The following is a 23,668-nucleotide window of genomic DNA, read 5'->3' on the forward strand; positions in this document are numbered from 1 at the left end:
GGGGCGGTTCGGCTATTCGCCGGTGGGCCAGTAGTGGCTGTCGGGCAAGGCGCGGGCGCCGAAGATGGCCTGGCCCACGCGCACCACGGTGGCGCCTTCCTCGATGGCGATTTCGAAGTCGCCCGACATGCCCATGGACAGTTCGTCCAGCGCGATGCCCGCGGGCGCGTCCTGGCGCAATTGCTCGCGCAGGCCGCGCAGCAGTACGAAGCACTGGCGTACCCGCACGGCTTCGCTGGAGAACAGCGCCAGCGTCATCAACCCGCGCACGCGCAGCGCGGTAAATGCCGGCATGGCGCGGACAAAGGCGGCGGCCTCTTCGGGGGGCAGGCCGTACTTGCTGGGTTCGCCGGACGTGTTGACCTGCACGAATACGTCCAGCGAACGGCCTTCGGCCTGCAGGCGGCGGTCCAGGGCTTCGGCCACGCGCAGGCTGTCCAGGGCCTGGAATTCACTGGCGAAGCGGGCGACCACCTTGGCCTTGTTGGTCTGCAGATGGCCGATGACGGACCAGCGCAGGTCGGTCAGGTCGGTGGTGCCTTCCCATTTGCGCAGGGCTTCCTGCACCTTGTTTTCGCCCAGCAGCCGGCAGCCCGCGGCGTAGGCCAGCCGGATGCGGGATTCGTCCATGGTCTTGCTGACGGGCAATAGACGCACGTCGCGCGGGTCGCGGCCGGCGCGCTCGCAGGCGGCCTGGATGCGCGCGTGCACGGCGGCGAGGTTGTGCTGGAAGTCTTCGACGGTCAGGGCCTGCGGATAGCGGCCGTGCTGGTCGTGGCGGGTCTGTGTGTCGTCGTTGGGGGGCAGGTCGGGTTGCATTACTTCACCATGTCCTTGGCGGTCGCGGGGGCGGCGATGGATGAGTCAGTGTAGCGGGTGCGCGTCGGCAGGCGGCCGTTGAGCACCGCGTGGGCGCCCAAACCGATCAACAGGCCCCAGAACGCGCCGCCGATGCCGAACAGTTTGATGTTGGCCGCGGCGGCCAGGAAGGTGATCAACGAGGCCTCGCGCGTCTTGGCGTCGGCCAGGGCACCGGCCAGGCTGGCGCCGATGGTGCCCAGCAAGGCCAGGCCGGCCAGCGTGGTGATGAAGGTGGCGGGCAAGGCCATGAAGACCGCCGCCAGCGTGACCCCGAAGATGCCGACGACGATGTAGAACACGCCTGCCGCGATGCCGGCCACCCAGCGCCGGGACGGGTCTTCGTGGGATTCCCGGCCGGTGCAGATGGCGGCCGTGATCGCGGCTAGGTTGAAGGCGTGCGACCCGAAGGGCGCCATCAGCAGCGACCCCAGGCCCGTGATCGTGACGATGCCGTTGGCGCGGGTCTTGAAGCCGTCGTTGCGCAGCACCAGCATGCCGGGCATGTACTGGCCCGTCAGCGTGATCAGGAACAGCGGCAAGGCAACGCTGAGCGCGGCATTGAGCGAGAAGGCGGGCGAGGTGTAGACGGGCGCGGCCAGTGTCAGTGTCAGGGCGGACAGGTCGACGCGGTTCTGCAGCAGCAGCAGGGCCAGACCCGACACCAGGATGCCGACCACGGCGTAGCGGGCCGTGAAGCGCTTGAGCACCACGTAGGCCAGGATGAGCCAGCCTGCCAGCAAGGGGTCCAGGCTGATGCCGCCGAAGGCGCCGATACCGAACGGCAGCAGGATGCCGGCCAGGAGGCCCGCCGCCACGCCGGGCGGAATCAGGCGGATGAGTTTCTCGAAGCCGCCGGACAGGCCCAGCACGACGAAGGCGGCGGCGGAGATCAGGTAGGCGCCCACGGCTTCGGCGTATGGCGTGGTGGCCAGGGCCGTGACCAGGAAGGCGGCGGCCGGCGTGGACCAGGCGGTGATGATGGGCTCGCGAGTGGCCCAGCTGAGCAGGATGCCCGTGACGCCCACACCGATGGAAATGGACCAGACCCACGAGGCGGTGTGGGCCGGGTCCAGGCCGGCCGCCTTGGCGGCCTGGAATACCAGGATGAACGTGCCGCCGTAGTTGACGATGACCGAGATGAGGCCAGCGACGACGGGATGCAGAAGGTCGCGCCATTGCAAGGCGGGGCGGGAGGCTGGAGAAGACATGGCGTAGGGGCCGGCTTGGGGAGGGACAGGTTGGAGGGAAAGTCGTTTTATAGCGCCGTAATGGACTACCAAGGCCCTATGCTTTTTTAGATACCACCAGACCACTTATTTCGGCTGTCCGCATTGCAGCCGATGGCTCTGCCCCCTAGAATGGCCTGCCGCGACACTTCATTGCGCGGCTTTCAGGCAGACCGCATGAGCAAGGCATTCGAACTGGAAACCCTGAAGATCCGCATGGCCGATGCGGATCTTCAATGGCTGGACCTGCACCAGCGCATCCAGCGTGCGTTGGGGGCGTTGATCCTGGACGGGGCGCTGGATGCGGGCGTGAAGCTCCCCGCGACGCGTACCCTGGCCCAGTCGCTGGGCGTGGCGCGGGACACGGTCGAAAATGCCTACGTGCAGTTGCACCGCGACGGCTTCATTTCCCGTCGCAAGGGCTCGGGCAGCTACGTGTCCGCCACCCTCGGCGCGGACCTGCGCGGGGCGGCCGGCCGGCGCGCCAAGGCCCCGCCGCTTACCGCCACGGTAGCCGCGCCTGGCGAAGGCCTGAGCCGGCGAGGCCGTTCGATCTTCGATAGCGGCGGCGTGGCCGACCAACAGGCGATCCAGCCGTTTGCCACCGGGCTGCCCGAGACGCGGACGTTTCCCACCGAGGTTTGGGAACGGCTGCAACGCCAGGTGCTCAAGGAGCATCGCGGCCATGTGCTGCTGCATGGCGATCCGCAAGGGGCCGAGCCGCTACGCAAGGCGATTGCCACCTATCTGAACCTGGAACGCGGCGCCAAGGTGACGGCGCGCCAGATCGTGGTGCTGAGCAGCACGCGCCAGGCGCTGTTCCTGTGCGCGCAGCTGCTGGCCGACGCCGGCAAGCCGATCCTGCTGGAGAACCCAGGCTACTTCGGGGCGCGCAAGGCATTCGAATTCGCCGAGGCCCGCATTGTGCCGATCGACGTGGATGCGCAGGGTATCCGCACGGACTTGCTACGCGCCGACCGCAGCGGCGCCGCTTGCGTTTACGTGACGCCGTCGCATCAATACCCCACCGGGGCGACGCTGTCGCTGGCGCGCCGGCTGGAACTGACCCGCTGGGCCGGCGAAACCGGCAAGTGGATCATCGAAGACGACTACGACAGCGAATTCCACTACGACGGCTTGCCGACCGCCTGCGTGCAGGGCCTGGACAGGCACGGCCGTACGATCTATCTCGGCACGTTCAGCAAGACGCTGTTTCCGGGGTTGCGGATGGGGTACATGGCGTTGCCCGAGGAACTGGTGGATGCCTTCAGCCGCGCGCGCAGCATCGTCGACGGGCACACGCCGCAGATCCTGCAACTGACCTTGGCGCGCTTCATGGACGATGGTCACTACAACTCGCACGTGCGCGCCATGCGCAAGCTGTATGCGGCGCGGCGCGAGGTCATGCTGGACGCGGTGGCGCGCCACTTGCAGGGGGGGGCGCGGGCGGTGCGGCCCGAAGGAGGATTGCAGATTCCCTGCCTGCTGGAACCGGGCTGGTCCGAGGCGGATACGATCCGCCGGGCGGCCGCGGCCGGCGTGGCGTTGCCGGGGCTGAGCCGCCTGTATGCGGGGCCGGTGCAACAGCAGGGGTGGCTGCTGGGCTACGCGTCGCTGAGCGCCCACGAAATCGAGACGGCCATGCGGCGCCTGGCCGGAGCCTTGCGCCGCGCGTAGCGGTTTGTGGGAAGGAGAAGCGCCGCGTCAGCCGCGGCGCTTGAAGAAGGCGCCGACGCCGCAGGCGATGGCAATGGCGAGCAGGGCGCCGGCAATGGTGAGCAGGAAGTCGGCTTCGCCGTGATAGCCGCCGCCGGTGACGCCTCCGGCGACGCTACCCATCCAGATCACCGCGGTGATCAGCGCGCCCGACAGGCCCAGCGCGGCGGCCAGGCACAATGCAATGAACAGCGGCGATCGCCGCACGGGCGCCGGGCCGGCGGCATAGCCGCCACGGCCGCGCCGTGGCTGCATCACCATGTAGAACAACGCGGCCACGACCGCGGCCAGCATCAGGATCTTGAAGATCATGATGCGGCGCGCGATTTAGTCTTCACGGCGCAGGTGCGGGAAGAGGATGACGTCGCGGATGCTGGGGCTGTCGGTCAGCAGCATGACCAGGCGGTCGATGCCGATGCCGCAGCCGCCCGTGGGGGGCATGCCGTATTCCAGCGCACGGATGTAGTCGGCGTCGTAGTACATCGCTTCTTCGTCGCCGGCGTCCTTGGCCTCGACCTGCGAGCGGAAGCGTTCGGCCTGGTCTTCGGGGTCGTTCAGTTCGGAGAAGCCGTTGGCGATCTCGCGGCCCGTCATGAACAGCTCGAAGCGCTCGGTGATGCCTTCGCGCGAGTCGGAGGCGCGCGCCAGCGGCGAGACTTCGACCGGGTAGTCGATGATGTAGGTGGGATTCCAGAGCTTGGCTTCGGCGGTTTCCTCGAACAGCGCCAGCTGCAGCGCGCCCAGGCCGGCGCGTGCCAGGACCGGGCCGTCGGCGTCGACGCCGAACTTCTTGAGTTCGGTGCGCACGAAGGCGGGGTCGTCCAGTTGGGCCTGGCTGTAGCCGGGCGCGTACTTGAGGATGGCTTCGCAGATGGTCAGGCGGTCGAACGGCTTGGAAAGGTCCAGTTCGCGTTCCTGATAGGTCAGCACGGCGCTGCCGGTAGCCGAGATGGCGGCCTGGCGGATCAGTTCTTCGGTGAAGTCCATGAGCCAGCGGTAGTCCGCGAAGGCTGCATAGAATTCCATCATCGTGAATTCCGGATTGTGGCGCGGGCTGACGCCTTCATTGCGGAAGTTGCGGTTGACTTCGAACACGCGTTCGAAGCCGCCGACGATGAGGCGCTTGAGGTAGAGCTCGGGCGCGATGCGCAGGAACATTTCCATGTCCAGCGCGTTGTGGTGCGTGACGAACGGCTTGGCCGCCGCGCCGCCCGGAATCGGGTGCAGCATCGGCGTTTCGACTTCCAGGAAGCCGGCGTTGAGCATGAACTGGCGGATGCTGCCCACGGCCTTGCTGCGCGCTTCGAACGTGCGGCGCGTGGCGTCGGTCATGATGAGGTCGACGTAGCGCTGGCGGTAGCGCAGTTCCTGGTCGGCCACGCCGTGGAACTTGTCCGGCAGCGGACGCAGCGACTTGGACAGCAGGCGCGCCGTGGCGGCGTGCACCGACAGTTCGCCCTTGTTGGTCTTGAAGACCGACCCTTCGATCGCGATGATGTCGCCGATATCCCATTGCTTGAACGCGGCGTAGTTGTCTTCGCCCAGCGTGCCGCGGTCCAGGTAGATCTGGATGCGGCCGGTGCTGTCTTGCAGGGTGGCGAAGCTGGCCTTGCCCATGACGCGCTTGAGCATCATGCGGCCGGCAACCTTGACGGTGACGGCGGCGGCGGCCAGGGCTTCCTGTTCCTCGCCGTCGTACTTGTCGTGCAGGGCGGCGGCGCGGGCGTCGGGAACGAAATCGTTGGGATACGCGACCCCGGTTTCGCGCAGTTTGGCCAGCTTGGCACGCCGTTCGGCGATCAAGCGGTTTTCATCCTGGGCGGTTGCCGGAGCGGTCGTGTGGTCGGTCATGGTCGGGGATCAGTCGTAATTGCGGATGTCGTCGATTTCGGTGGTGCCGAAATCGTCGCGGTCCAGGTAGGCGAGGATGCGGGAGGCCACGTTGGCGGGCGAGGACAGCTTGCCGGTGGCGTGGAAGTCCTGGAACTTGGCCAGCGCCGGGAAGGCGTCGGGATCGCTGGCGCGGATGGCCGCCTGCATGTCGGTGTCGACAATGCCGGGGGCCAGCGCGACGATGCGCGCGCCGCCTTCGCCCTGTTCCTGCTTGACCACGCGCGAGTACATGTCGAGCGCGGCCTTGGTGGCGCAGTACACGCCCCAGCCGGCGTTGGGATTGCGGCCCGCGCCGGACGAGATGTTGAGCACGCGGCGGTCGGCGTCGAGGTCTTCGACGGCGGCCAGGAAGCGCGCGGTCAGCAGCATCACGGCCGTGACGTTCAGGTTGAAGGCGGCGGCGATGGCCGGGCCGTCGATCAGCGCGTCGGTACCGGACACGGGGTGCACGGTGCCGGCGTTGTTGATCAGCAGGTAGCGGCGCGCGTCGCGGGGCAGGGCGCCACAGATGCGCTGGGCGGCGGCATCGGCCGCAGCCAGGTCGGAGAGGTCCACGGACAGCTGTTCCAGCTGCACGTCCTGCGAGCGGGCGTAGGCGGCCAGCTCGGGGTCTTCGCGGCGCGCCAGGGTAACGAGGCGCGTGCCCGGTTTGACCAGGCCGCGCGCCATGGCGGCGCCGATGCCGCGCGAAGCGCCGGTGAGAATTGCGATGGTGTCAGACATTCGTGGACCCTCTGGGTGCGGTGGGCGGAACTAGCGGGAAACTCAGACGCCTTGCTTCAGGCTGGCCTGGATGAAGGGATCCAGGTCGCCGTCCAGCACTTTCTGCGTGTTCGAGATTTCGACGTTGGTGCGCAGGTCCTTGATGCGGCTCTGGTCCAGCACGTAGGAACGGATCTGGTGGCCCCAGCCCACATCGGTCTTGGAGTCTTCCAGCTTCTGCTGTTCGGCCATGCGGTTGCGCATTTCCAGCTCGTATAGCTTGGATTTCAGCATCTGCATGGCTTCGGCGCGGTTGCGGTGCTGCGAGCGGTCGTTCTGGCACTGCACCACGATGCCGGTGGGCATGTGGGTCAGGCGCACGGCCGAGTCGGTCTTGTTGATGTGCTGGCCGCCCGCGCCGGACGCGCGGTAGGTGTCCACGCGCAGGTCGGCGGGGTTCACTTCGACTTCGAAGGAATCGTCGACTTCCGGGTAGACGAACACGCTGGCAAACGACGTATGGCGGCCGCCCGACGAGTCGAACGGGCTCTTGCGCACCAGGCGATGCACGCCGGTTTCGGTACGCAGGTAGCCAAAGGCGTATTCGCCCTCGATCTTGATCGTGGCGGACTTGATGCCAGCGACTTCGCCTTCGGATTCTTCAAGGATCTCGGCCTTGAAGCCCTTGCGTTCGGCGTACTTGAGGTACTGGCGCAGCAGCATCGAGGCCCAGTCCTGCGCTTCCGTGCCGCCCGCGCCTGCCTGGATGTCCAGGAAGCAGTTCAGGGGGTCGGCCGGATTGGAGAACATGCGGCGGAATTCCAGGCCTTCCAGTTTTTCCTGGAAAGCGTCGGCGTCCGATTCGATGGATTCCAGCGTGGCGTCGTCGTTGTCGGCGGTGGCCAGTTCGAACAGTTCGTTCGAGTCGGCCAGGCCCGTGCCCAGGCCGGTGAGCGTTTCCACCACGTCTTCCAGGGCTTTCTTTTCACGGCCCAGGTCCTGGGCGTGCTTGGGGTCGTTCCAGACGGCCGGGTCTTCGAGCTCGGCGTTTACGACTTGCAGGCGTTCAGTTTTGGCATCGTAGTCAAAGATACCTCCGTAGAGCCTGTTCGCGCTCCGCGTAGTCGGCGAGGCGGGCTGCGAGCTGGTTCTGACGTTCGGCTTCCATGATGATCCTGTCTGATGACTTTTGTGCGAAACCTGGCATTTTACCGTGGATGGAGCCTACCTGCGGGCCAGGGTGGCAAGAAAGGGGACGCATTGGCTGGAAATGCGGTCTAGGGGTTTGCGCGCAGAGGGGCAGGTTGTTCAGTTTTTTGTCAACTGCGGGATTCTAGGCTTGGTGGCCGGCCTATATGTCCCCTGTCCGGGGAACGGGACCGCGCAAGATGCCGGCAACCAGCCGGCCTATCCCGTAAGAGGAGGAGACGCTGATGGAACACACTATGGCCCCCGGGGTCTCGCCGGCGATCCCGGCGGCTGAGGAGGACCGCATCTACCGCAAGGTGGGGTGGCGGCTGGTGCCGCTTTTGGTGGTTTGCTATGTCGTGGCCTACCTGGACCGCGTCAATGTGGGCTTTGCCAAACTGCAGATGCTGCAGGAGCTTCAATTCAGCGAGACGGTCTACGGCCTGGGCGCAGGGATATTCTTCATCGGCTATTTCCTGTTCGAGATTCCCAGCAACATCATTCTTCATAAAGTGGGCGCGCGCGTCTGGATAGCGCGGATCATGATCACGTGGGGCATCATTTCGGCCTGCATGATGTTCGTGACCAGCGTGCACATGTTCTATTTCCTGCGCTTTCTGCTGGGCGCGGCCGAAGCCGGGTTCTTCCCGGGCATCATTCTTTACCTGACCTACTGGTATCCCGCCGCCCGCCGCGGCCGCATCACGACCTTCTTCATGACGGCCGTGCCGATGTCCGGACTGATCGGCGGCCCGATCTCGGGCTGGATCATGAGCACGTTCCATGGCGACCACGGCCTGTCCGGGTGGCAATGGCTGTTCCTGCTCGAAGGCATTCCGTCCGTGATCATCGGCGTGCTGGTGCTGATCTACCTGGACGACCGCATCAACAAGGCCAAGTGGCTGACCGCCAACGAAAAGGCCGTGCTGATCCGCAATATCGCGGCCGAAGAACAGAACAAGGAAGACCCGCCGATCCGCGCTGCGCTGACCCGTCCGCGGGTGTGGGCGATGGCGCTGATCTACTTCTCGTTCGTGATGGGGCTGTACGGGGTGGGGTTCTGGATGCCGACGCTGATCAAGAGCACTGGCGTGCAAAGCACGCTGGCGATCGGCCTGTTGACCGCGGTGCCGAACCTGTTCGCGGTGATCGGCATGATCCTGATCGCGCGCAACTCGGACCGCAACCGCGAACGCCGCTGGCACGTGGCGATTCCCGCGCTGTTCGGTGCGCTCGGCCTGCTGTTCTCGGCCATCTGGAGCGGCAACACGGTGCTGGCGATCCTGGCGCTGACGGTGGCCAACATCGGCATCTGCACGGTGCTGCCGCTGTTCTGGAGCCTGCCGACTGCCTTGCTGGGCGGCACCGCAGCCGCGGCCGGCATCGCGCTGATCAACTCCGTGGGCAACCTGGCCGGCTTCGTCAGCCCCTACCTGGTGGGCTGGCTCAAGGACATGACCGGCACCACCAACACCGGCCTGTACATGCTGTCCGGCTGCCTGGTGGTGGGCGCGCTGGTGGCGCTGGCGCAACCGGCCAGGCTGGTGAACAAGTAACGCGCGGGGCCTGATAAAACAAGGGCGCTTCCCGAGGGAAGCGCCCTTGTTTTTCTAGCCGGCGTGTTCGATGACCAACTGCACCGACACCATCCCGTTCCACACGTTCTGCTCGAGCCGGTACGCCGCCTGGATGTGCTCCGGCAGCGACTGGTCGTGGCCGAACCAGATGGCGTCAAAGCGCTGGTGGCCGCGTTCGAGCGACAGCTTCAGGTGCTTTTCGCCGACCAGGCGCTGGTTGCGCACCACGAATTCGTCCAGGAACAGCGGCGCGGCAAACCCTGCGCCCCAGACCTGCTGCTGCAGCATGCCGGCCACTTCGGCGTTGGCGTAGCCCGATTCCAGCGAGCCGTCGGTTTCGATGACGGGTTCGAAGGTGTCGCGGCCGGTCAGCTCGCGCACGGCGGCATCGAAGGCGGGGGCGAAGGCAGGGAAGTCGTTCTTGCCCAGCGTCAGGCCGGCCGCCATGGCGTGGCCGCCGAACTTGCGGATCAGGTTGGGATGGCGCTTGGACACCAGGTCCAGCGCATCGCGCAGGTGCACGTCGGGAATCGAGCGGCCCGAGCCGCGGATTTCATCGTCGCCGGCGGGGGCGAAGGCCAGGGTGGGGCGCCAGAATTTTTCCTTCAGGCGCGAGGCCACCAGGCCCACCACGCCCTGGTGCCAGCCCGGGTCGAACACGCAGACCGTGGCGCCGGCCGAGGCGTTGGGCTCTTCCATGGCCGCCAGCGCCTGTTCGCGCATTTCGGCTTCGATGGTGCGGCGTTCGCGGTTGATGTTGTCGAGTTCGCGCGCCATTTCCAGCGCCTGGGCTTCGTCGTCGGTGGTCAGGCAGGCGATGCCCAGGCTCATGTCGGCCAGGCGGCCGGCGGCATTGATGCGCGGGCCCAGGGCAAAGCCCAGGTCAAAGCCGTTGGCGGTGCGCGGTTCGCGGCCGGCCACGGCGAACAGGGCGCGCAGGCCAGGTTGCAGGCGGCCGCTGCGCATGCGCTGCAGGCCCTGGGTGACCAGCAGGCGGTTGTTGGCGTCCAGTTTGACCACGTCGGCCACCGTGCCCAGGGCCACGAGGTCGGACAGCGCGTCCAGGCGCGGGCCGCCATCGGCCGCGTAGACCCCGCGGCGGCGCAGCTCGGCGCGCAGCGCCAGCATCATGTAGAAGATGACGCCCACGCCCGCCAGGTTCTTGGACGGAAAGCCGCAGCCCGGCTGGTTCGGGTTGACGATGGCCAGGGCCTCGGGCAGCGTGTCGCCGGGCAAGTGGTGGTCGGTGATGACCACGCCGATGCCGGCGTCGTTGGCCGCGGCCACGCCGTCGACGCTGGCGATGCCGTTGTCCACCGTGATGATGATGTCGGGCTTGCCGCTGCGGTGGCGGCAGGCCAGTTCGACCACGGCGGGCGACAGGCCGTAGCCGGTCTCGAAGCGGTTGGGCACCAGGAAGTCGACGTCGGCGCCCATGGCGGACAGGGCGCGCAGGCCGACGGCGCAGGCGGTGGCGCCGTCGCAGTCGTAGTCGGCCACGATCAGCAGTTTCTTGCCGGCCTGGATGGCGTCGGCCAGCACGCCAGCGGCGTGCGCCGAATGCGTCAGCCCGGCGGGCGGCAACAGTGATGGCCAGGCCAGCTTGGTCTGGTCGGGATGGGTGACGCCGCGGGCGGCCCACAGGCGCGCCAGCAGGGGGTGGATGCCTGAGGCTTCCAGGACGTGGCAGGCGGACAGGTCGGCCCGGCGGATGGTTAAGCGGGGTGAGACCACCAGGCGCTCCAGTTTTTCTTGGGGGCGGGCAGCAAGCCCAGCAGGCCCCCGCGCGGTTTCAGGGTGAGGGCGGCGCGACGGTCGTCGCCCAGCAGCAGCAGTTCGGCGGGCGTGGCGGGCAGCCCATTGGGCCCGGCCAGCGCTTGCAGCTGCGTATCGAGTTCAGCCAGGGCATCGAGCCAGGCGGCCCAGTCGCCCGCGCGTTGCGGCGCGTCCAGGGCGGTCAGCACGTGCGCGGTGGGGGCAGCAGGGCGCTGCGGCCACGGCGTGCCGCCGCCATACAGCCACAGGGCATTGACGGGCGGCAGGCCGCGCGCGGCGCGGGCGTCGTTGACGGGATGCTCGTGCCAGGCCATCTGGATCTCATTGAGCAGGCGGCGCCAGGGGCGGGTTTCGGTGTCCTGGCGCCACCAGTCGTTCAGGCGCTGGCCGGCCACGGCCAGCGGGCTGGCGGTCTGGGGCCGCAGGCCGTCGGGCAGTTGCAGGCGCCAGCGCGCCGCCGAGAGCGCTTGGACGGTGAAGCCCGTGCCGTCGAACAGCGGGCGGGCGGTGTCCAGCAGCGCGGCGGTTTCTTCGTCGCGCAGGTCCATCTGGGCCGGGTCGAGCAACGTGGCCTGATCGGTGCCCAGGGCCAGGTGCACCAGCTCGGCCAGCCAGACGGGGCCATTGCCGGCCGGGTCGTCAGCCAGCAGCGGGCCCAGGCCGGCGCCTTGCAGCAGGCCGGGTTCGGGCGCGTAGCCGGCCCGGTCCAGCTGCCAGGATTCGAAGGGAGTACAGCCGTAGGCGCGGATGTCGTGGGCCTGGACCCGGGCGCTGGCGGCTTGCAGCCAGCGGTGCAGCGTGGGCGCGCGCTGGGGCAGGAGCTTGGCCAGTTCGGCGGCAACGGGAAGGGCGGGCAAGGCGCCCGGAATGACGATCAGCATGGGCGGGATTGTAGTCGCTGGCCGCCCGGGGAACTAAGGCCGGCCCCGATTGCCATACGTTGACACGGCTGGTCGTCCAATCCCACATCCGCGGGGCGGTTTTCCAGTCGGTTAATGCCATAATGCGCACGTGCTGAAAATACCCTACGAACTCTGGATCGGCGCCCGCTATGCCGGGTTGGCCCGAATCCGCCAGCGACGCGGCCGCCGCGATCGCTTCATCTCTTTCATCGCTGCCAGTTCCATGGCGGGCATCGCGCTGGGCGTCGCCGCCCTGATCGTGGTGCTGTCGGTCATGAACGGCTTCCAGAAAGAGGTCCGCGACCGCATGCTGTCGGTGCTGCCGCATATCGAACTCTACATTCCCGGCGCCGCGCCCGAGCGCGTACTGGAGCAGTGGCAGCAGTTCTCCGATGCGGCCAAGCGCAACCCCGAGGTCAAGGCCGGCGCGCCCTTCGTGGCGGCGCAGGGCATGTTGGTGCGGGGACAGGCGCTGCGCGGGGTGCAGGTGCGCGGCATCGATCCGGGCACCGAAGGCAATGTCTCGGACCTGCCGCGCCAGATGGTCTCGGGCAAACTGACCGACCTGAAACCGGGCGGCTTCGGCGTGGTGCTGGGCAACGAGCTGGCCGACGGCATGGGCGTCAAGGTGGGCGATACGCTGCTGATGATGGCGCCGCAGGGCTCCATCAGCCCGGCCGGCTTCGCGCCGCGCATGCGCCAGTTCACGGTGGTGGGCGTGTTCTCGTCGGGCCACTATGAATACGATTCGTCGCTGGCCTTCGTGGACAACGACGACGCGGCCAAGGTCTTTCGCGACAGCGGCACCGCCGGTGTGCGCCTGCGCATCGCCGACATGCAGAAGGCGCCCGAAGTGGCCGCCGAACTGCGCAAGGTGCTGCCGCCGTACGTCATGGCCAGCGACTGGTCGCGCAACAACCGCACCTGGTTCGCGGCGGTGCAGACCGAAAAGCGCATGATGTTCCTGATCCTGGCGCTGATCGTCGCGGTGGCGGCGTTCAACCTGCTGTCGTCGCTGGTGATGGCCGTCAAGGACAAGCAATCCGACATCGCCATTCTGCGCACCCTGGGCGCGGGGCCGGGCGAAGTGGCCCGCATCTTCCTGGTGCAGGGCGCCCTGATCGGCGTGATCGGCACCTTCCTGGGCGTGGTGGGAGGCATCATCATCGCCTACAACGTCGACGTGATCGTGCCGTTCATCGAGCGCATGCTTGGCGTGCACTTCCTGCCGCGCGAGGTCTATTTCATCAGCGCCTTGCCGTCCGATCCCCAGATGGGCGACATCATGGTCATCGGCCTGACGTCCCTGGTGCTGTCGCTGCTGGCGACCTTGTACCCCAGTTGGCGCGCTTCGCGCCTGCAACCCGCACAGGTGCTGCGCCATGATTGATTCCCTGACGCCGGCGCTGCATGCCGACAACATCGTCAAGGTCTATGACGAAGGCCCGGCCCGCATCGAAGTCCTGAGCAACGTCACCCTGACGGTGGCGCGCGGCGAAATGGTGGCCATCGTGGGCGCATCCGGGTCCGGCAAGAGCACCTTGCTGCACATCCTGGGTTTGCTTGACGTGCCCACCAGCGGCGCGGTCTCGGTGGATGGCCAGCTGGCCGTCGGCCTGTCCGAAGCCCGCAAGAGCGCGGTGCGCAACCGAAGCCTGGGCTTCGTGTACCAGTTCCACCACCTGCTGCCGGAATTCTCGGCGCTGGACAACGTGGCCATGCCGCTCATCGTGCGCCGCGAAAACCGCGACAAGGCGCGCGAGGCGGCGCGCGAAGTGCTGGGCCTGGTGGGCCTGGCGGCGCGCGAAGGCCACTACCCCGGCCAGTTGTCGGGCGGTGAGCGCCAGCGCGTGGCGTTGGCGCGCGCGCTGGTGACGCGTCCGGTCTGCGTGCTGGCCGACGAGCCCACCGGCAACCTGGACCGCCACACCGCGCACAACATGTTCGAGCTGCTGACCCGGGTCAACAAGGAATCGGGTACGGCCTTTGCCATCGTCACGCACGATCCCGAACTGGCTGCGCGCGCCGATCGCCAGCTGTTGATGGAAAACGGCCGGCTGGTCTGACGTCTTGGCCCCAGGCCGTATCCGCTCGCCCCATGGCGGGGGATAATCAGCCCCAGGAGGCCCCGCCATGCTGATCGACACCCACTGCCACCTGGACGCTGCCGAGTTCGATGCCGACCGCCGGCAGGTCGCCGAGCACGCCTGCGAGGCCGGCGTCCAGTCCATCGTCATTCCCGCGGTCGAGCGCGCCAATTTTTCGGTGGTGCGCGACCTGGCCGCGCAGGTGGCCGGCGGCGCCTACGCGCTGGGCATTCATCCCCTGTACGTGCAGCGGGCGTCGGAGGACGATCTGGACGCGCTGCGCAGCGCCGTCAAGCAGGCACTGGGCGATCCGCGCTTCGTGGCCATCGGCGAGATCGGACTGGACTTCTTCGTGCCCGAGATCGCGGCCGGCGAACCGCGGGCGCGGCAGGAACGCTTCTATGCCGCCCAATTGGCGCTGGCCGCCGAGTTCAAGCTGCCCGTGCTGCTGCACGTGCGCAAATCGCAAGACATCCTGCTGAAGTACCTGCGGCGCCATGACCGCATCGGCGGCATCGCGCACGCCTTCAATGGCAGCGCCCAGCAGGCCCAGGCCTTTGTCGACCAGGGCTTTGCGCTGGGGCTGGGCGGCGCCATGACCTACGAGCGCGCGCTGCAGATTCGCCGCCACGCTACCGACGTGGGGCTGCAGCACCTGGTGCTGGAAACCGATGCGCCGGATATCCCGCCAGCCTGGCTGCACCCCCCCGAGCGGCGCAACCGGCCCGGGGAACTGGCCCGCATTGCCCAGGTGCTGGCGGACCTGCGGGGCATATCCCCGGCGCAGGTGGCGCAGGCCACGACCGCCAATGCCTTGCGGGTGCTGCCGCGCCTGTCAGCCGCCATTCTGATCGACGCTGACTGAAATTCCGTCCCTGTTTGATACGGTGCAATGCATGACGTTGTCGTGCGGATGCATCACTTTTGCCTGGAATTTCGTAATTCTTTCTGATTCCTGAATAAATTCTGACATTTAGTTGAATTGGTGAATAGCAATAACTATCATTGCCGTTCCTAGAAAATCAGAACGTTGTCGCGGAGCCTGTCGCGGGGCAGGTTCCCAGGAATCCCATGAAAAAGACTGAATCGGCTGTAGCCAATGCCGGAGGTACCGGCTCGTCCACGATTTATGCCGCCATGTGTGGCGCTGCCCTGATGTCGCCGGGGCTGGCGCTGGCGCAGGGCAGCGCGGCGCCGGGTGCCGTGCACCAGTTGTCGCCCGTGCACGTGCAGGGGCAGGCGGTCAGCGACGGCTATGAAGCCAACGTCGCCTCATCACCCAAGATGACGGCGCCGCTGCTGGACACGCCGCGTTCGGTCACGGTGATCACCGAGCAGTTGATGCGAGATCGCGCCGCGACCTCGCTGATGGACGTGCTGCGCACCGCGCCGGGCATCACCTTCGGGGCCGGCGAAGGCGGCACGCCGACGGGCGACCGGCCGTTCATTCGCGGCTACGAGGCCAGCACCGACATGATGGTCGACGGCATGCGCGACCTGGGCCGGTTCTCGCACGAGACCTTCAACCTGGAATCGGTCGAGATCCTGAAGGGCCCCAGCTCGGCCTATTCCGGCCGCGGTTCGACTGGCGGCAGCATCAACCTGGTCAGCAAGAGCCCGAAGCTGGAAGACTTCGTCGAAGGCTCGGTGGGCGTTGGCACCGACGACAACTGGCGCCTGACCGGCGATGCCAACTGGGCGTTCAGCGAAAGCTCGGCCTTCCGCCTGAACGTGATGAAGCAGGGTGGCGACGTGCCCGGCCGGGACCACGTCGAGACCGACCGCTGGGGCGTGGCGCCGTCGTTTGCCTGGGGCTTGGGCACGCCCACCCAGGTGACGCTCAGCTACTACCACCTGCAGAACGACGACACGCCCGACCTGGGCATTCCGTTCAAGAACGAATCGCGCCCGGGCCGCGTGACGCCGCCCAAGGTCGACCGCGACAACTACTACGGCCTGACCGGCCGCGACTACCGCAAGAACCAGGCCGACATGGGCACGCTGATGGTCGAGCACAAGTTCAGCGACTCGTTGAAACTGCGCAACGGCACGCGCTACAGCGAATCGCGCAACGAATACGTGATGACGCGTCCTTCGTTCGACAATTGCGCGGCCCGCGTCAGCAACCGCCCCAATCCGGCCTATGGCAGGGCGCCGTGCTCGACCGAAGCGCCCGGCCTGCAGATCAGCAAGGCCTTGCGCACGTTGAACCAGACCAACCGGTCGTTCATCAACCAGACCGACCTGTTCGGCGAGTTCGCCACCGGCGCCATCCGCCACAGCTACGCGGCCGGCCTGGAATACAGCACCGAAAAGATCATCAAGCGCGACGGCATTTCCAGCGGCGGCTTTGATCGCACGCTGCTCGATGACCTGTACCGCCCGAATCCGCACCAGGCCTACACCGGCAGCCTGGCGTGGGGCCCCAAGTACGACGCGGCCAAGACCAGCACGCGCGCGGCCTACGTGTTCGACACGATCAAGTTCAGCGAGCAATGGGAAACCAACGTCGGCCTGCGCTACGACAACTACCGCGTGTCCAGCGGCGGCGCGGATCGTACCGATGACATGTGGAACTACCAATTGGGCCTGGTCTACAAGCCGGCGCCCAATGGCAGCATCTACGTGTCGTACGGCACCTCGTCCAACCCGTCCGGCGAAACTGCCGGGCAGTCGGGCGGCGCGGACGGCGCGGCGGGCGGGCGCCTGACCTCGGCTACCGCGGCGCTGGCGCCGGAGAAAAGCCGCAGCATCGAACTGGGCACCAAATGGGACCTGTTCGACGAGCGCCTGTCACTGACCGGCGCGGTGTTCGAGACCCGCAAGACCGATGCACGGTCGGCCGACCCGCTGACGGGCGACATCACCTTGGCGGGCAGCAACCGGGTACGCGGCGTGGAACTGAGCGCGGCGGGTTCCATCACTCGCAAGTGGCAGGTGTGGGCGGGCTACAGCTACATGGACCCGACGGTCACGAACTACACCAGCGGCGGCACGGACTTCAGCGGCAAGCAGATGAAGTTCATCGCGCGCCAGAGTGCGAGCCTGTGGACCACCTACAAGTTCCTGCCTGAACTGACCGTGGGGGCGGGCGCGACCTACACCGGCAAGCGTTATGTTGACGATGCCAACGTGTACCAGCTGCCGTCGTACTGGCGCTACGACGCCATGGCGGCCTACCAGTTCAACAAGAACTTCGGCCTGCAGCTGAATCTGAACAACCTGACCGACGAGACGATCTACGAGGCGTCGCACGTGGGCCTGTTCAGCTATGTGGCGCCCGGCCGGTCGGCCATGCTGACCGCGACGTTCCGCTACAACTGAGCGGACGGCGGCGCCTCAGGGCGCCGCGCGCGGCAGTTCGATGCGCACGCTGAGCCCGCGGGGCGCGGCGTTGCGCGCCGAGATGCGGCCCTTGTGCGCGGCCACCGCGGCGCGCGCGATGCTCAGGCCCAGGCCCGCGCCGCCTTTGGGGGCGGCCGGGCCTGACTGGCTTTGGTAGAACGGCTCGAACAGATAGGCCAATTCCTTTTCCGGCACGCCGGGGCCGCTGTCTTCGATTTCCAGGCAGGCTTCGCCGGCATCGGCCAGGAGGCGCACCTGGATGCTGCCGCCCGCCGGAGTGAAGCGCAGCGCATTGCGCAGCACGTTTTCGATGGCGCTGGCCAGGCTGTCGCGGTCGGCGGTGACCCAGAGCGGCGCCGGGCGCGTCCAGGTGATGCGCTGCTTGCGGTCGCCGGCCTCGAAGCGGGCATCCTGCACCACGTCATCCACCACGTCGGCCAGGTCCCGCTTTTCGGTGGGCGAGGGCAGCGCGCCCATGCGGGCCAGCCGCAGGGTGCTGCCCACCAGCGCATCCAGCCGTTCGCATTCGCGTTCGATGCGGTCCAGCTGCAAGTCCTGGCGTTCGTCCTTGCGGCGCGCCAGTTCCACGCCCAGGCGCAGGCGCGCCAGCGGCGAGCGCAATTCGTGGGCGATGTGGCGCAGCAGTTGTTCGCGAGTATCCACCAGCGCTTGCAGACGGTGGGCCATGGCGTCGAAATCACGTGCCAGCAGGCCCAGTTCGTCTTTGCGTTGCGAGAGCCTGGCGGGAGTGCGGGTATCCAGGCGGCCGGCGGACAGCGTGCGGGCGGCCAGGCGCAATTGGCCCAGCGGCGCGGCCACGTGCCGGGTCAGCGCCCAGCAGAAGGGCGCGGTCACGGCCAGCGCAAACAGCAGCAGCGCCAGCGTCACCGGGGTCAGCCCCAACACCTCCCAGTGCGATGAGTCATACGGCAGGAACAGCATCAGCAGTTCGGTGCGGTCGGGCAGCACGAGCAACTGCGGGTCCCACCACGAGACGCGCAGGGCGGACGGGTCGGCCGGCGTGTCCAGCGCGGCGATCAGGTTCGCGTCATGCGAACCGCGAAAGGCCGTCAGCCAGTCGTGCAGGCGGGTGGGCAGGCGTCGTTTGAGGATGTCCTGGTCTTGGGCGTCGACCACGTAGATCTTCAGCGCCGAATAACGGCTGTCCATCGCTTCGAGCCAGCGGCACAGGCCATCGGCGCCTTCCGCGCGGGCGATCTGGGCGGCGTCGCGGGTCAGGTTGCCGGGGTTCAGGCCGTCCAGCGAATCGACGCGGTACCAGGCTACGGCCGCGGTCAGCATCATGCCGCAGACCATGATGACGGCCATGGCGCCCCAGAAGGTCAGGAAGGCGCGCCAGAAGAGGGAACGGACGGGCAGCCAGGCCATTCAGGCCGTGCCTGCCAGCACATAGCCCAGGCCGCGCAGGTTGCGGATGGCAGGGGCGTCGTCGGCGTGATCCAGCCGCAGCTTCTTGCGCAGGCTGCTGATGTGGGTGTCGATGCTGCGGTCATAACGGTCGGCCGTGCGGCCCAGCGCGTACAGGCTGATCTGTTCGCGCGGCACGACCTGGCCGGGCGCGCGCATCAGCACCTCCAGGATGCGTTGTTCGGCGCCGGTCAGCAGCACTTCCTGCGTGCCCAGCCGGGCGCGGCCGCTGGCGGCATCCAGCGAGAGCGTGCCGACGTTCAGTTCGGCCGTGGGCGCCTCGGGGGTTTCCTCGAAACGGCGCAGCACCGCGCAGATGCGCGCCTTGAGCTCGCGCGGGCTGAAGGGCTTGGCCAGGTAGTCGTCGGCGCCCAGTTCCAGCCCCAGCACGCGGTCGGTTTCGCCGCCGTGCGCGGTGAACATGATGACCGGCCGGCGCGAGCTTTGGCGCAGGCGCCGCAATAGATCCAGGCCATTGCCGTCGGGCAGCATCAGGTCGAGCAGGATCAGGTCATAGCCGTCGTGCAAGGCCAGGGGCAGGCCCTGGGCGCTGCTGTGTGCCAATGTCAGGTCGACGTGGTGGGGGTCGAGATACTCGCGCAGCATCAATGCCAGGTCGACGTCGTCGTCGATCAACAGGATGCGGCGCGTCACCATTTGGGTAGGAATGGACATGCGCTTGGGTTCTGTTGCCGCCGGCAGCATAGCGGGTGTGTGGCTGCCGAAGTGTCAAGAAGTGCGAAGAAGATAAAAGTTGAGGAAAGCGTGTTGCAGCGTTCCAGACCCCTCAATTCTAATATGAGAATAGTTTTCATTAAAAATACGGAGCGGATGGCGGCGCTGCGCACGGGGCGCGGCAGCTGTCCGGGACGGGAGAGTCTGAAACATGAGCAGCATCGATCTGGCCGCGCGGCGCGCATTCGGCCCGCATACCCGCCTGACCGTCGCCTTGTGCGCGGCGGGCCTGGGCATGGGCCAATCGGCCTGGGCGCAATCGGCGGATTCGGCCGCGCCCAAGGTCATGGACACCGTGGTGGTGACGGCCAGCGGTTACGAACAGCAGATCCAGGACGCGCCGGCGTCCATCAGCGTGATCACGCGCCAGGACCTGGAAAAGAAGTTCTATCGCGACGTCACCGATGCGCTGGTCGAGGTGCCCGGCGTGGTGGTGACCGGCGGGGGCGACCGCCAGGACATCAGCCTGCGCGGCATGGGTCCGAAGTACACGCTGATTCTCATCGACGGCAAGCGCCAGAACTCCCGCGAAACCCGCACCAACTCGGATTCGAGCGGCGTGGAAGGCGGCTGGACGCCGCCGATCTCGGCGATCGAACGCATTGAAGTGGTGCGCGGCCCGATGTCGTCGCTGTATGGGTCGGACGCCATGGGCGGGGTGATCAACATCATCACCCGCAAGGTGCCCAGCGAGTGGGGCGGTGAAATCCGCATGGACACCACCATCCAGGAAAGCAGCAAGTCGGGCGACATCTACCAGGGCAACTTCTACCTGGCCGGCCCGATCAAGAACGACCTGCTGGGCCTGCAGATTTACGGCCAGGCAACCCAGCGCGACGAAGACAAGATCGTCGATGGCTACCGCAAGCGCAACGCCACCAACATCACCGCCAAGCTGGCGCTGACGCCGAACCGCGACCACGACATCGTGCTGGAAGCCACGTCCAGCCGTCAGAAGTACGAGAACACCCTGGGCAAGACCGTGGCGCCGTTGCCGCCGGGGCAGGCTTGCGCGCGCACCGGTTGCCCGGCGTCGTCCGAGACCGATTACCGCAGCAGCAAGTGGGCGCTGTCGCACACCGGCCGCTGGGGCTGGGCCGTGTCCGACAGCTATGTGCAGCAGGAAGAGTTCGACAACCGCTCGCGCCAGATGAAGATCAAGAACCTGGACCTGCAGACCAGCTGGTCGCTGCCGCTGGGCTCGCACATGCTGACGCTGGGCGGCAGCTACCTGTCGCAGCGCCTGACCGACCAGACCGGCAACCAGCTGGCCGGCGGCCCCAGCAAGGTGGACCGCTACCAATGGGCCGTGTTCGCCGAAGATGAATGGCGCCTGACCGACAGCTTCGCGCTGACCGGCGGCCTGCGCATGGACCAGGACGAGAACTTCGGCAGCCACTTCAGCCCGCGGCTGTACGGCGTGTGGCACATGGCTGAACGCTGGACCCTGAAGGGCGGCGTGTCCACGGGGTTCCGCGCACCGGACCTGCGCCAGACGGTCGCCGGCTGGGGCCAGGTCAGCCGCGGCGGCAACATGTACGGCAATCCGGACCTGACGCCGGAAAAGTCGGTGACCGAGGAAATCGGCCTGCTGTATGACGATGGCGAAGGCTTCAACGCCGGGCTGACGCTGTTCAACAACAACTTCAAGGACAAGATCACCCGCGTGGCGTGCCCGCTGTCGCAGTGCACCGAGGGGCCGAACCAGTTCGGCGCCAACCCCACGACCTACATGAACGTGGACAAGGCGGTGTCGCGCGGCGTGGAAGCCAGCATGAAGCTGCCGTTGGCGCGTGACTGGTCCGTGACCAGCAGCTACACCTTCACGAAGTCCGAGCAGAAGTCGGGTCAGTACGCCGGCCAGCCGCTGAACCAGCTGCCCAAGCACCTGTTCACCACCACGGTGAACTGGCAGGCGTCGGACGCCCTGGAAGCCTGGGCCCGCGTCAACTACCGCGGCAAGGAAAGCCAGCCGATCACCGGCCCGTCGTCGTCGTCGCTGGTGGCGCCGTCCTACACCTTCATGGACCTGGGCGGTTCGTACGCGGTCAACAAGAAGGTGTCGGTGTACGCCGGTATCTACAACCTGTTCGACAAGCAGGTCGGCTATGACGACTACGGCTACGTGGAAGACGGCCGCCGCTACTGGCTGGGCGTGGGCGTGAAGTTCTAAGCCCTCGGGGAGGGGCAACATCAGCGCGCACCGCCGCCAGGCCGTGCGCGCGCAACATTCAGAGGCAATGATGATGATCAAGCAAGCACAAGCAGGACACGCCGGCCGTTGGCTGGCGCGCTTTGGCGCCGCCCTGGCGCTGGGCGCAGCCAGCGCGGTATGCGCGGCCCAGATCGTGCCGGTCAAGCACGCGCGCGGTGAAACCGCCGTGCCGCAGAACCCCGCCAAGACGGTGGTACTGGACCTGGCGGTGCTGGATACCCTGCACGCGCTGGGCGTGGACGTGACCGGCGTGCCCACGGCTGCCAAGCTGCCGCCGCAATTGAGCCAATACGCCGACAAGCGCTACCTGAAGGTCGGCAGCATGTTCGAGCCGAACTACGAAGTGATCCACGCGGCCGCGCCGCAGGTCATCTTCGTGGCCGGGCGCTCGGCGCCCAAGTACGACGAACTGGCCAAGCTGGCGCCCACGGTCGACCTGACGGCCGACGCCAAGGACCTGGTGGGCAGCGTGGTGCGCAACACCGAGACGCTGGCCGCCATCTACGGCAAACAGGCGTTGGCCAAGGAAAAGCTGGACGCGCTGCGAGCGTCGATCTCGGCGCTGCACGGCAAGGCCGCCAACGCCGGCACGGGCCTGATCGTACTGACCACCGGCGGCAAGATGAGCGCGTACGGCCCGGGCTCGCGCTTTGGCGTGATTCACGATGCCTTCGGCATCGCGCCGGCCGCCAAGGACCTGAGCGTGTCGAACCACGGCCAGGCGATCTCGTTCGAGTTCATCGCCCAGACCGATCCGGACTGGCTGTTCGTGATCGACCGCGACGCGGCCATCGGGCGCGAAGGCACGTCGGCCCAGCGCATGCTGGACAACGACCTGATCCGGCCGACCAAGGCCTGGAAGCATCAGCGCGTGGTCTACCTGAACGGCTACAACTGGTACCTGCTGGGCAGCGCGGGCCTGACGGCGATGCAGCAGAACGTGGACGATATCGCCCGCGCGCTGTCGGCGGCGAAGTAAACGCATGGCGCGCAACACGGGGTCGGGCAGGTGAAGGCTGGCGGGGCCATCAAGGGCTGGGCGGGGCTGGCGGCGTTGCTGCTGTTGCTGCTGGGGCTGTGCGTGGCCAGCATCAGCCTGGGCGCCGGTTCGTTTTCGTTCGCGGCGCTGACCGGCGGGCCGGACGCCGAGCGCGCCTGGCGCCTGCTGCTGGTCAGCCGCGTGCCGCGCACGCTGGCCTTGCTGCTGGCCGGCATGTCGCTGGCGGTGGCCGGGCTGATCATGCAGATGCTGGTGCGCAACCGCTATGTGGAACCGACCACGGCCGGCACCGTCGAGTCGGCCACGCTGGGCATCCTGGTGGTGACCCTGCTGGCGCCGGACACACCGGTCATCGGCAAGATGCTGACGGCCACCGGGTTCGCGCTGGCCGGCACGCTGCTGTTCCTGGCGCTGCTGCGGCGCGTGCCGCTGCGCACGCCGTTCATCGTGCCGCTGATCGGCCTGATCCTGGGCGGCGTGATCCATGCGGTGACGACCTTCGTGGCCTACCGCTACGACCTGTTGCAATCGCTGCATGCCTGGACCACCGGCGATTTTTCCGGCGTGCTGCGCGGCCGCTATGAATTGCTGTGGATCGGCTTCGGCCTGGCCGCGGCGGCCTACCTGGCAGCCGACCGCTACACGGTGGCCGGCATGGGCCGCGAGTTCGCCGCCAACCTGGGCCTGAACCACGCGCGCCTGACGCTGATGGGCTTACTCATCGTGTCGGCGATTTCCGCCGTGGTGGTGGTGACGGCGGGCGGCATTCCGTTCCTGGGCCTGATCGTGCCCAACGCGGTGAGCCTGCTGCTGGGCGACAACATGCGGCGGTCGATTCCGTGGGTGGCGGTGCTGGGCGGCGTGTTCGTGCTGGCCTGCGACATCATCGGCCGGCTGGTGATCCACCCTTATGAAATTCCCTTGGGCACGGTGGTGGGCGTGGTGGGCAGCATTCTGTTCCTGTGCCTGTTGCGCAGCCGCAGGGGGCGCCGTGGCTGATACGGTGCTTCGAACCGC

General features: G+C 67.3%; 19 protein-coding genes. 9 read left to right on the plus strand and 10 right to left on the minus strand.

The features are described 5' to 3' along the window. Positions 1-12: 12 nt before the first annotated feature. Both AC3WMR_RS13545 and AC3WMR_RS13550 read right to left on the minus strand, forming a co-directional pair. Positions 13-819 (minus strand): YggS family pyridoxal phosphate-dependent enzyme, encoded by an 807-nt coding sequence (locus AC3WMR_RS13545; RefSeq protein WP_492265428.1) that lies wholly within the window; start codon positions 817-819, stop codon positions 13-15. After that, on the minus strand, positions 819-2,069 hold the full coding sequence (locus AC3WMR_RS13550) for a benzoate/H(+) symporter BenE family transporter (RefSeq protein WP_492265429.1): 1,251 nt from the start codon (positions 2,067-2,069) through the stop codon (positions 819-821). Before AC3WMR_RS13550 ends, AC3WMR_RS13545 begins: the two co-directional genes overlap by 1 nt. A gap of 195 nt (positions 2,070-2,264) precedes the next feature. Here AC3WMR_RS13550 and pdxR point away from each other — a divergent pair, with 195 nt between their 5' ends. Next, positions 2,265-3,764 carry a MocR-like pyridoxine biosynthesis transcription factor PdxR gene (gene pdxR, locus AC3WMR_RS13555; RefSeq protein ID WP_492265430.1) on the plus strand — a complete coding sequence of 500 codons (1,500 nt, stop codon included), beginning with the start codon at positions 2,265-2,267 and terminating at the stop codon, positions 3,762-3,764. Positions 3,765-3,791: 27 nt separating this feature from the next. Here pdxR and AC3WMR_RS13560 read toward each other — a convergent pair whose 3' ends face one another. From AC3WMR_RS13560 to prfB, 4 genes are all read right to left on the minus strand, one after another. Then, positions 3,792-4,115, minus strand: a complete 324-nt coding sequence (locus AC3WMR_RS13560; protein WP_492265431.1) for a preprotein translocase subunit TatB — start codon at positions 4,113-4,115, stop codon at positions 3,792-3,794. A 15-nt stretch (positions 4,116-4,130) separates the two neighbouring features. Then, complete coding sequence (gene lysS, locus AC3WMR_RS13565; protein WP_492265432.1) at positions 4,131-5,654, minus strand: lysine--tRNA ligase; 1,524 nt, start codon at positions 5,652-5,654, stop codon at positions 4,131-4,133. 9 nt (positions 5,655-5,663) lie between these two features. Beyond that, positions 5,664-6,419, minus strand: a complete 756-nt coding sequence (locus tag AC3WMR_RS13570) for an SDR family oxidoreductase (RefSeq protein ID WP_492265433.1) — start codon at positions 6,417-6,419, stop codon at positions 5,664-5,666. 42 nt (positions 6,420-6,461) lie between these two features. Beyond that, positions 6,462-7,566 (minus strand): peptide chain release factor 2 gene (gene prfB, locus AC3WMR_RS13575; RefSeq protein WP_492265434.1). Its coding sequence is split into 2 segments (ribosomal slippage): positions 6,462-7,484 and positions 7,486-7,566, totalling 1,104 coding nucleotides; the frame shifts between segments, so codons are not numbered across the junction. 265 nt (positions 7,567-7,831) lie between these two features. Between prfB and AC3WMR_RS13580 the strand changes: the two genes are divergently transcribed. After that, entirely contained in the window at positions 7,832-9,142 is a 1,311-nt protein-coding gene (locus AC3WMR_RS13580) for an MFS transporter (protein WP_492265435.1), read from the plus strand. 54 nt (positions 9,143-9,196) lie between these two features. Here the strand turns inward: AC3WMR_RS13580 and recJ are convergent, their stop codons facing one another. Together recJ and AC3WMR_RS13590 are read right to left on the minus strand one after the other, a co-directional pair. Further along, a complete protein-coding gene (gene recJ, locus AC3WMR_RS13585) occupies positions 9,197-10,897 on the minus strand; it encodes a single-stranded-DNA-specific exonuclease RecJ (RefSeq protein ID WP_492265436.1) in 1,701 nt (566 codons plus the stop codon). After that, on the minus strand, positions 10,879-11,820 hold the full coding sequence (locus AC3WMR_RS13590) for a hypothetical protein (RefSeq protein ID WP_492265437.1): 942 nt from the start codon (positions 11,818-11,820) through the stop codon (positions 10,879-10,881). Before AC3WMR_RS13590 ends, recJ begins: the two co-directional genes overlap by 19 nt. A gap of 178 nt (positions 11,821-11,998) precedes the next feature. Between AC3WMR_RS13590 and AC3WMR_RS13595 the strand changes: the two genes are divergently transcribed. The 4 genes from AC3WMR_RS13595 (at position 11,999) to AC3WMR_RS13610 (ending at position 17,252) form a co-directional block, all read left to right on the plus strand. Next, on the plus strand, positions 11,999-13,231 hold the full coding sequence (locus AC3WMR_RS13595) for a lipoprotein-releasing ABC transporter permease subunit (RefSeq protein ID WP_246288815.1): 1,233 nt from the start codon (positions 11,999-12,001) through the stop codon (positions 13,229-13,231). Further along, positions 13,224-13,907 (plus strand): ABC transporter ATP-binding protein, encoded by a 684-nt coding sequence (locus tag AC3WMR_RS13600; RefSeq protein ID WP_025136023.1) that lies wholly within the window; start codon positions 13,224-13,226, stop codon positions 13,905-13,907. Before AC3WMR_RS13595 ends, AC3WMR_RS13600 begins: the two co-directional genes overlap by 8 nt. Before the next feature lie 67 nt (positions 13,908-13,974). Then, positions 13,975-14,793, plus strand: a complete 819-nt coding sequence (locus AC3WMR_RS13605) for a TatD family hydrolase (protein WP_492265438.1) — start codon at positions 13,975-13,977, stop codon at positions 14,791-14,793. A 206-nt stretch (positions 14,794-14,999) separates the two neighbouring features. Beyond that, complete coding sequence (locus tag AC3WMR_RS13610; RefSeq protein ID WP_492265439.1) at positions 15,000-17,252, plus strand: TonB-dependent receptor; 2,253 nt, start codon at positions 15,000-15,002, stop codon at positions 17,250-17,252. Between the two features lie 15 nt (positions 17,253-17,267). Here AC3WMR_RS13610 and AC3WMR_RS13615 read toward each other — a convergent pair whose 3' ends face one another. Both AC3WMR_RS13615 and AC3WMR_RS13620 read right to left on the minus strand, forming a co-directional pair. Further along, positions 17,268-18,662, minus strand: a complete 1,395-nt coding sequence (locus AC3WMR_RS13615; protein ID WP_492265440.1) for a HAMP domain-containing sensor histidine kinase — start codon at positions 18,660-18,662, stop codon at positions 17,268-17,270. Further along, on the minus strand, positions 18,663-19,358 hold the full coding sequence (locus AC3WMR_RS13620) for a response regulator transcription factor (protein ID WP_492265553.1): 696 nt from the start codon (positions 19,356-19,358) through the stop codon (positions 18,663-18,665). A gap of 229 nt (positions 19,359-19,587) precedes the next feature. Here AC3WMR_RS13620 and AC3WMR_RS13625 point away from each other — a divergent pair, with 229 nt between their 5' ends. The 3 genes from AC3WMR_RS13625 (at position 19,588) to AC3WMR_RS13635 (ending at position 23,650) form a co-directional block, all read left to right on the plus strand. After that, the gene (locus AC3WMR_RS13625; protein WP_492265441.1) at positions 19,588-21,609 is read left to right on the plus strand and encodes a ligand-gated channel protein; all 2,022 of its coding nucleotides are present in this window, start codon (positions 19,588-19,590) and stop codon (positions 21,607-21,609) included. Between the two features lie 73 nt (positions 21,610-21,682). After that, entirely contained in the window at positions 21,683-22,630 is a 948-nt protein-coding gene (locus AC3WMR_RS13630) for a siderophore ABC transporter substrate-binding protein (protein WP_492265442.1), read from the plus strand. 30 nt (positions 22,631-22,660) lie between these two features. Beyond that, on the plus strand, positions 22,661-23,650 hold the full coding sequence (locus AC3WMR_RS13635; protein ID WP_492265443.1) for an ABC transporter permease: 990 nt from the start codon (positions 22,661-22,663) through the stop codon (positions 23,648-23,650). The last annotated feature ends 18 nt before the right edge of the window (positions 23,651-23,668 follow it).

The sequence above is a fragment of the Achromobacter sp. FW305-C-28 genome (assembly GCF_058783235.1).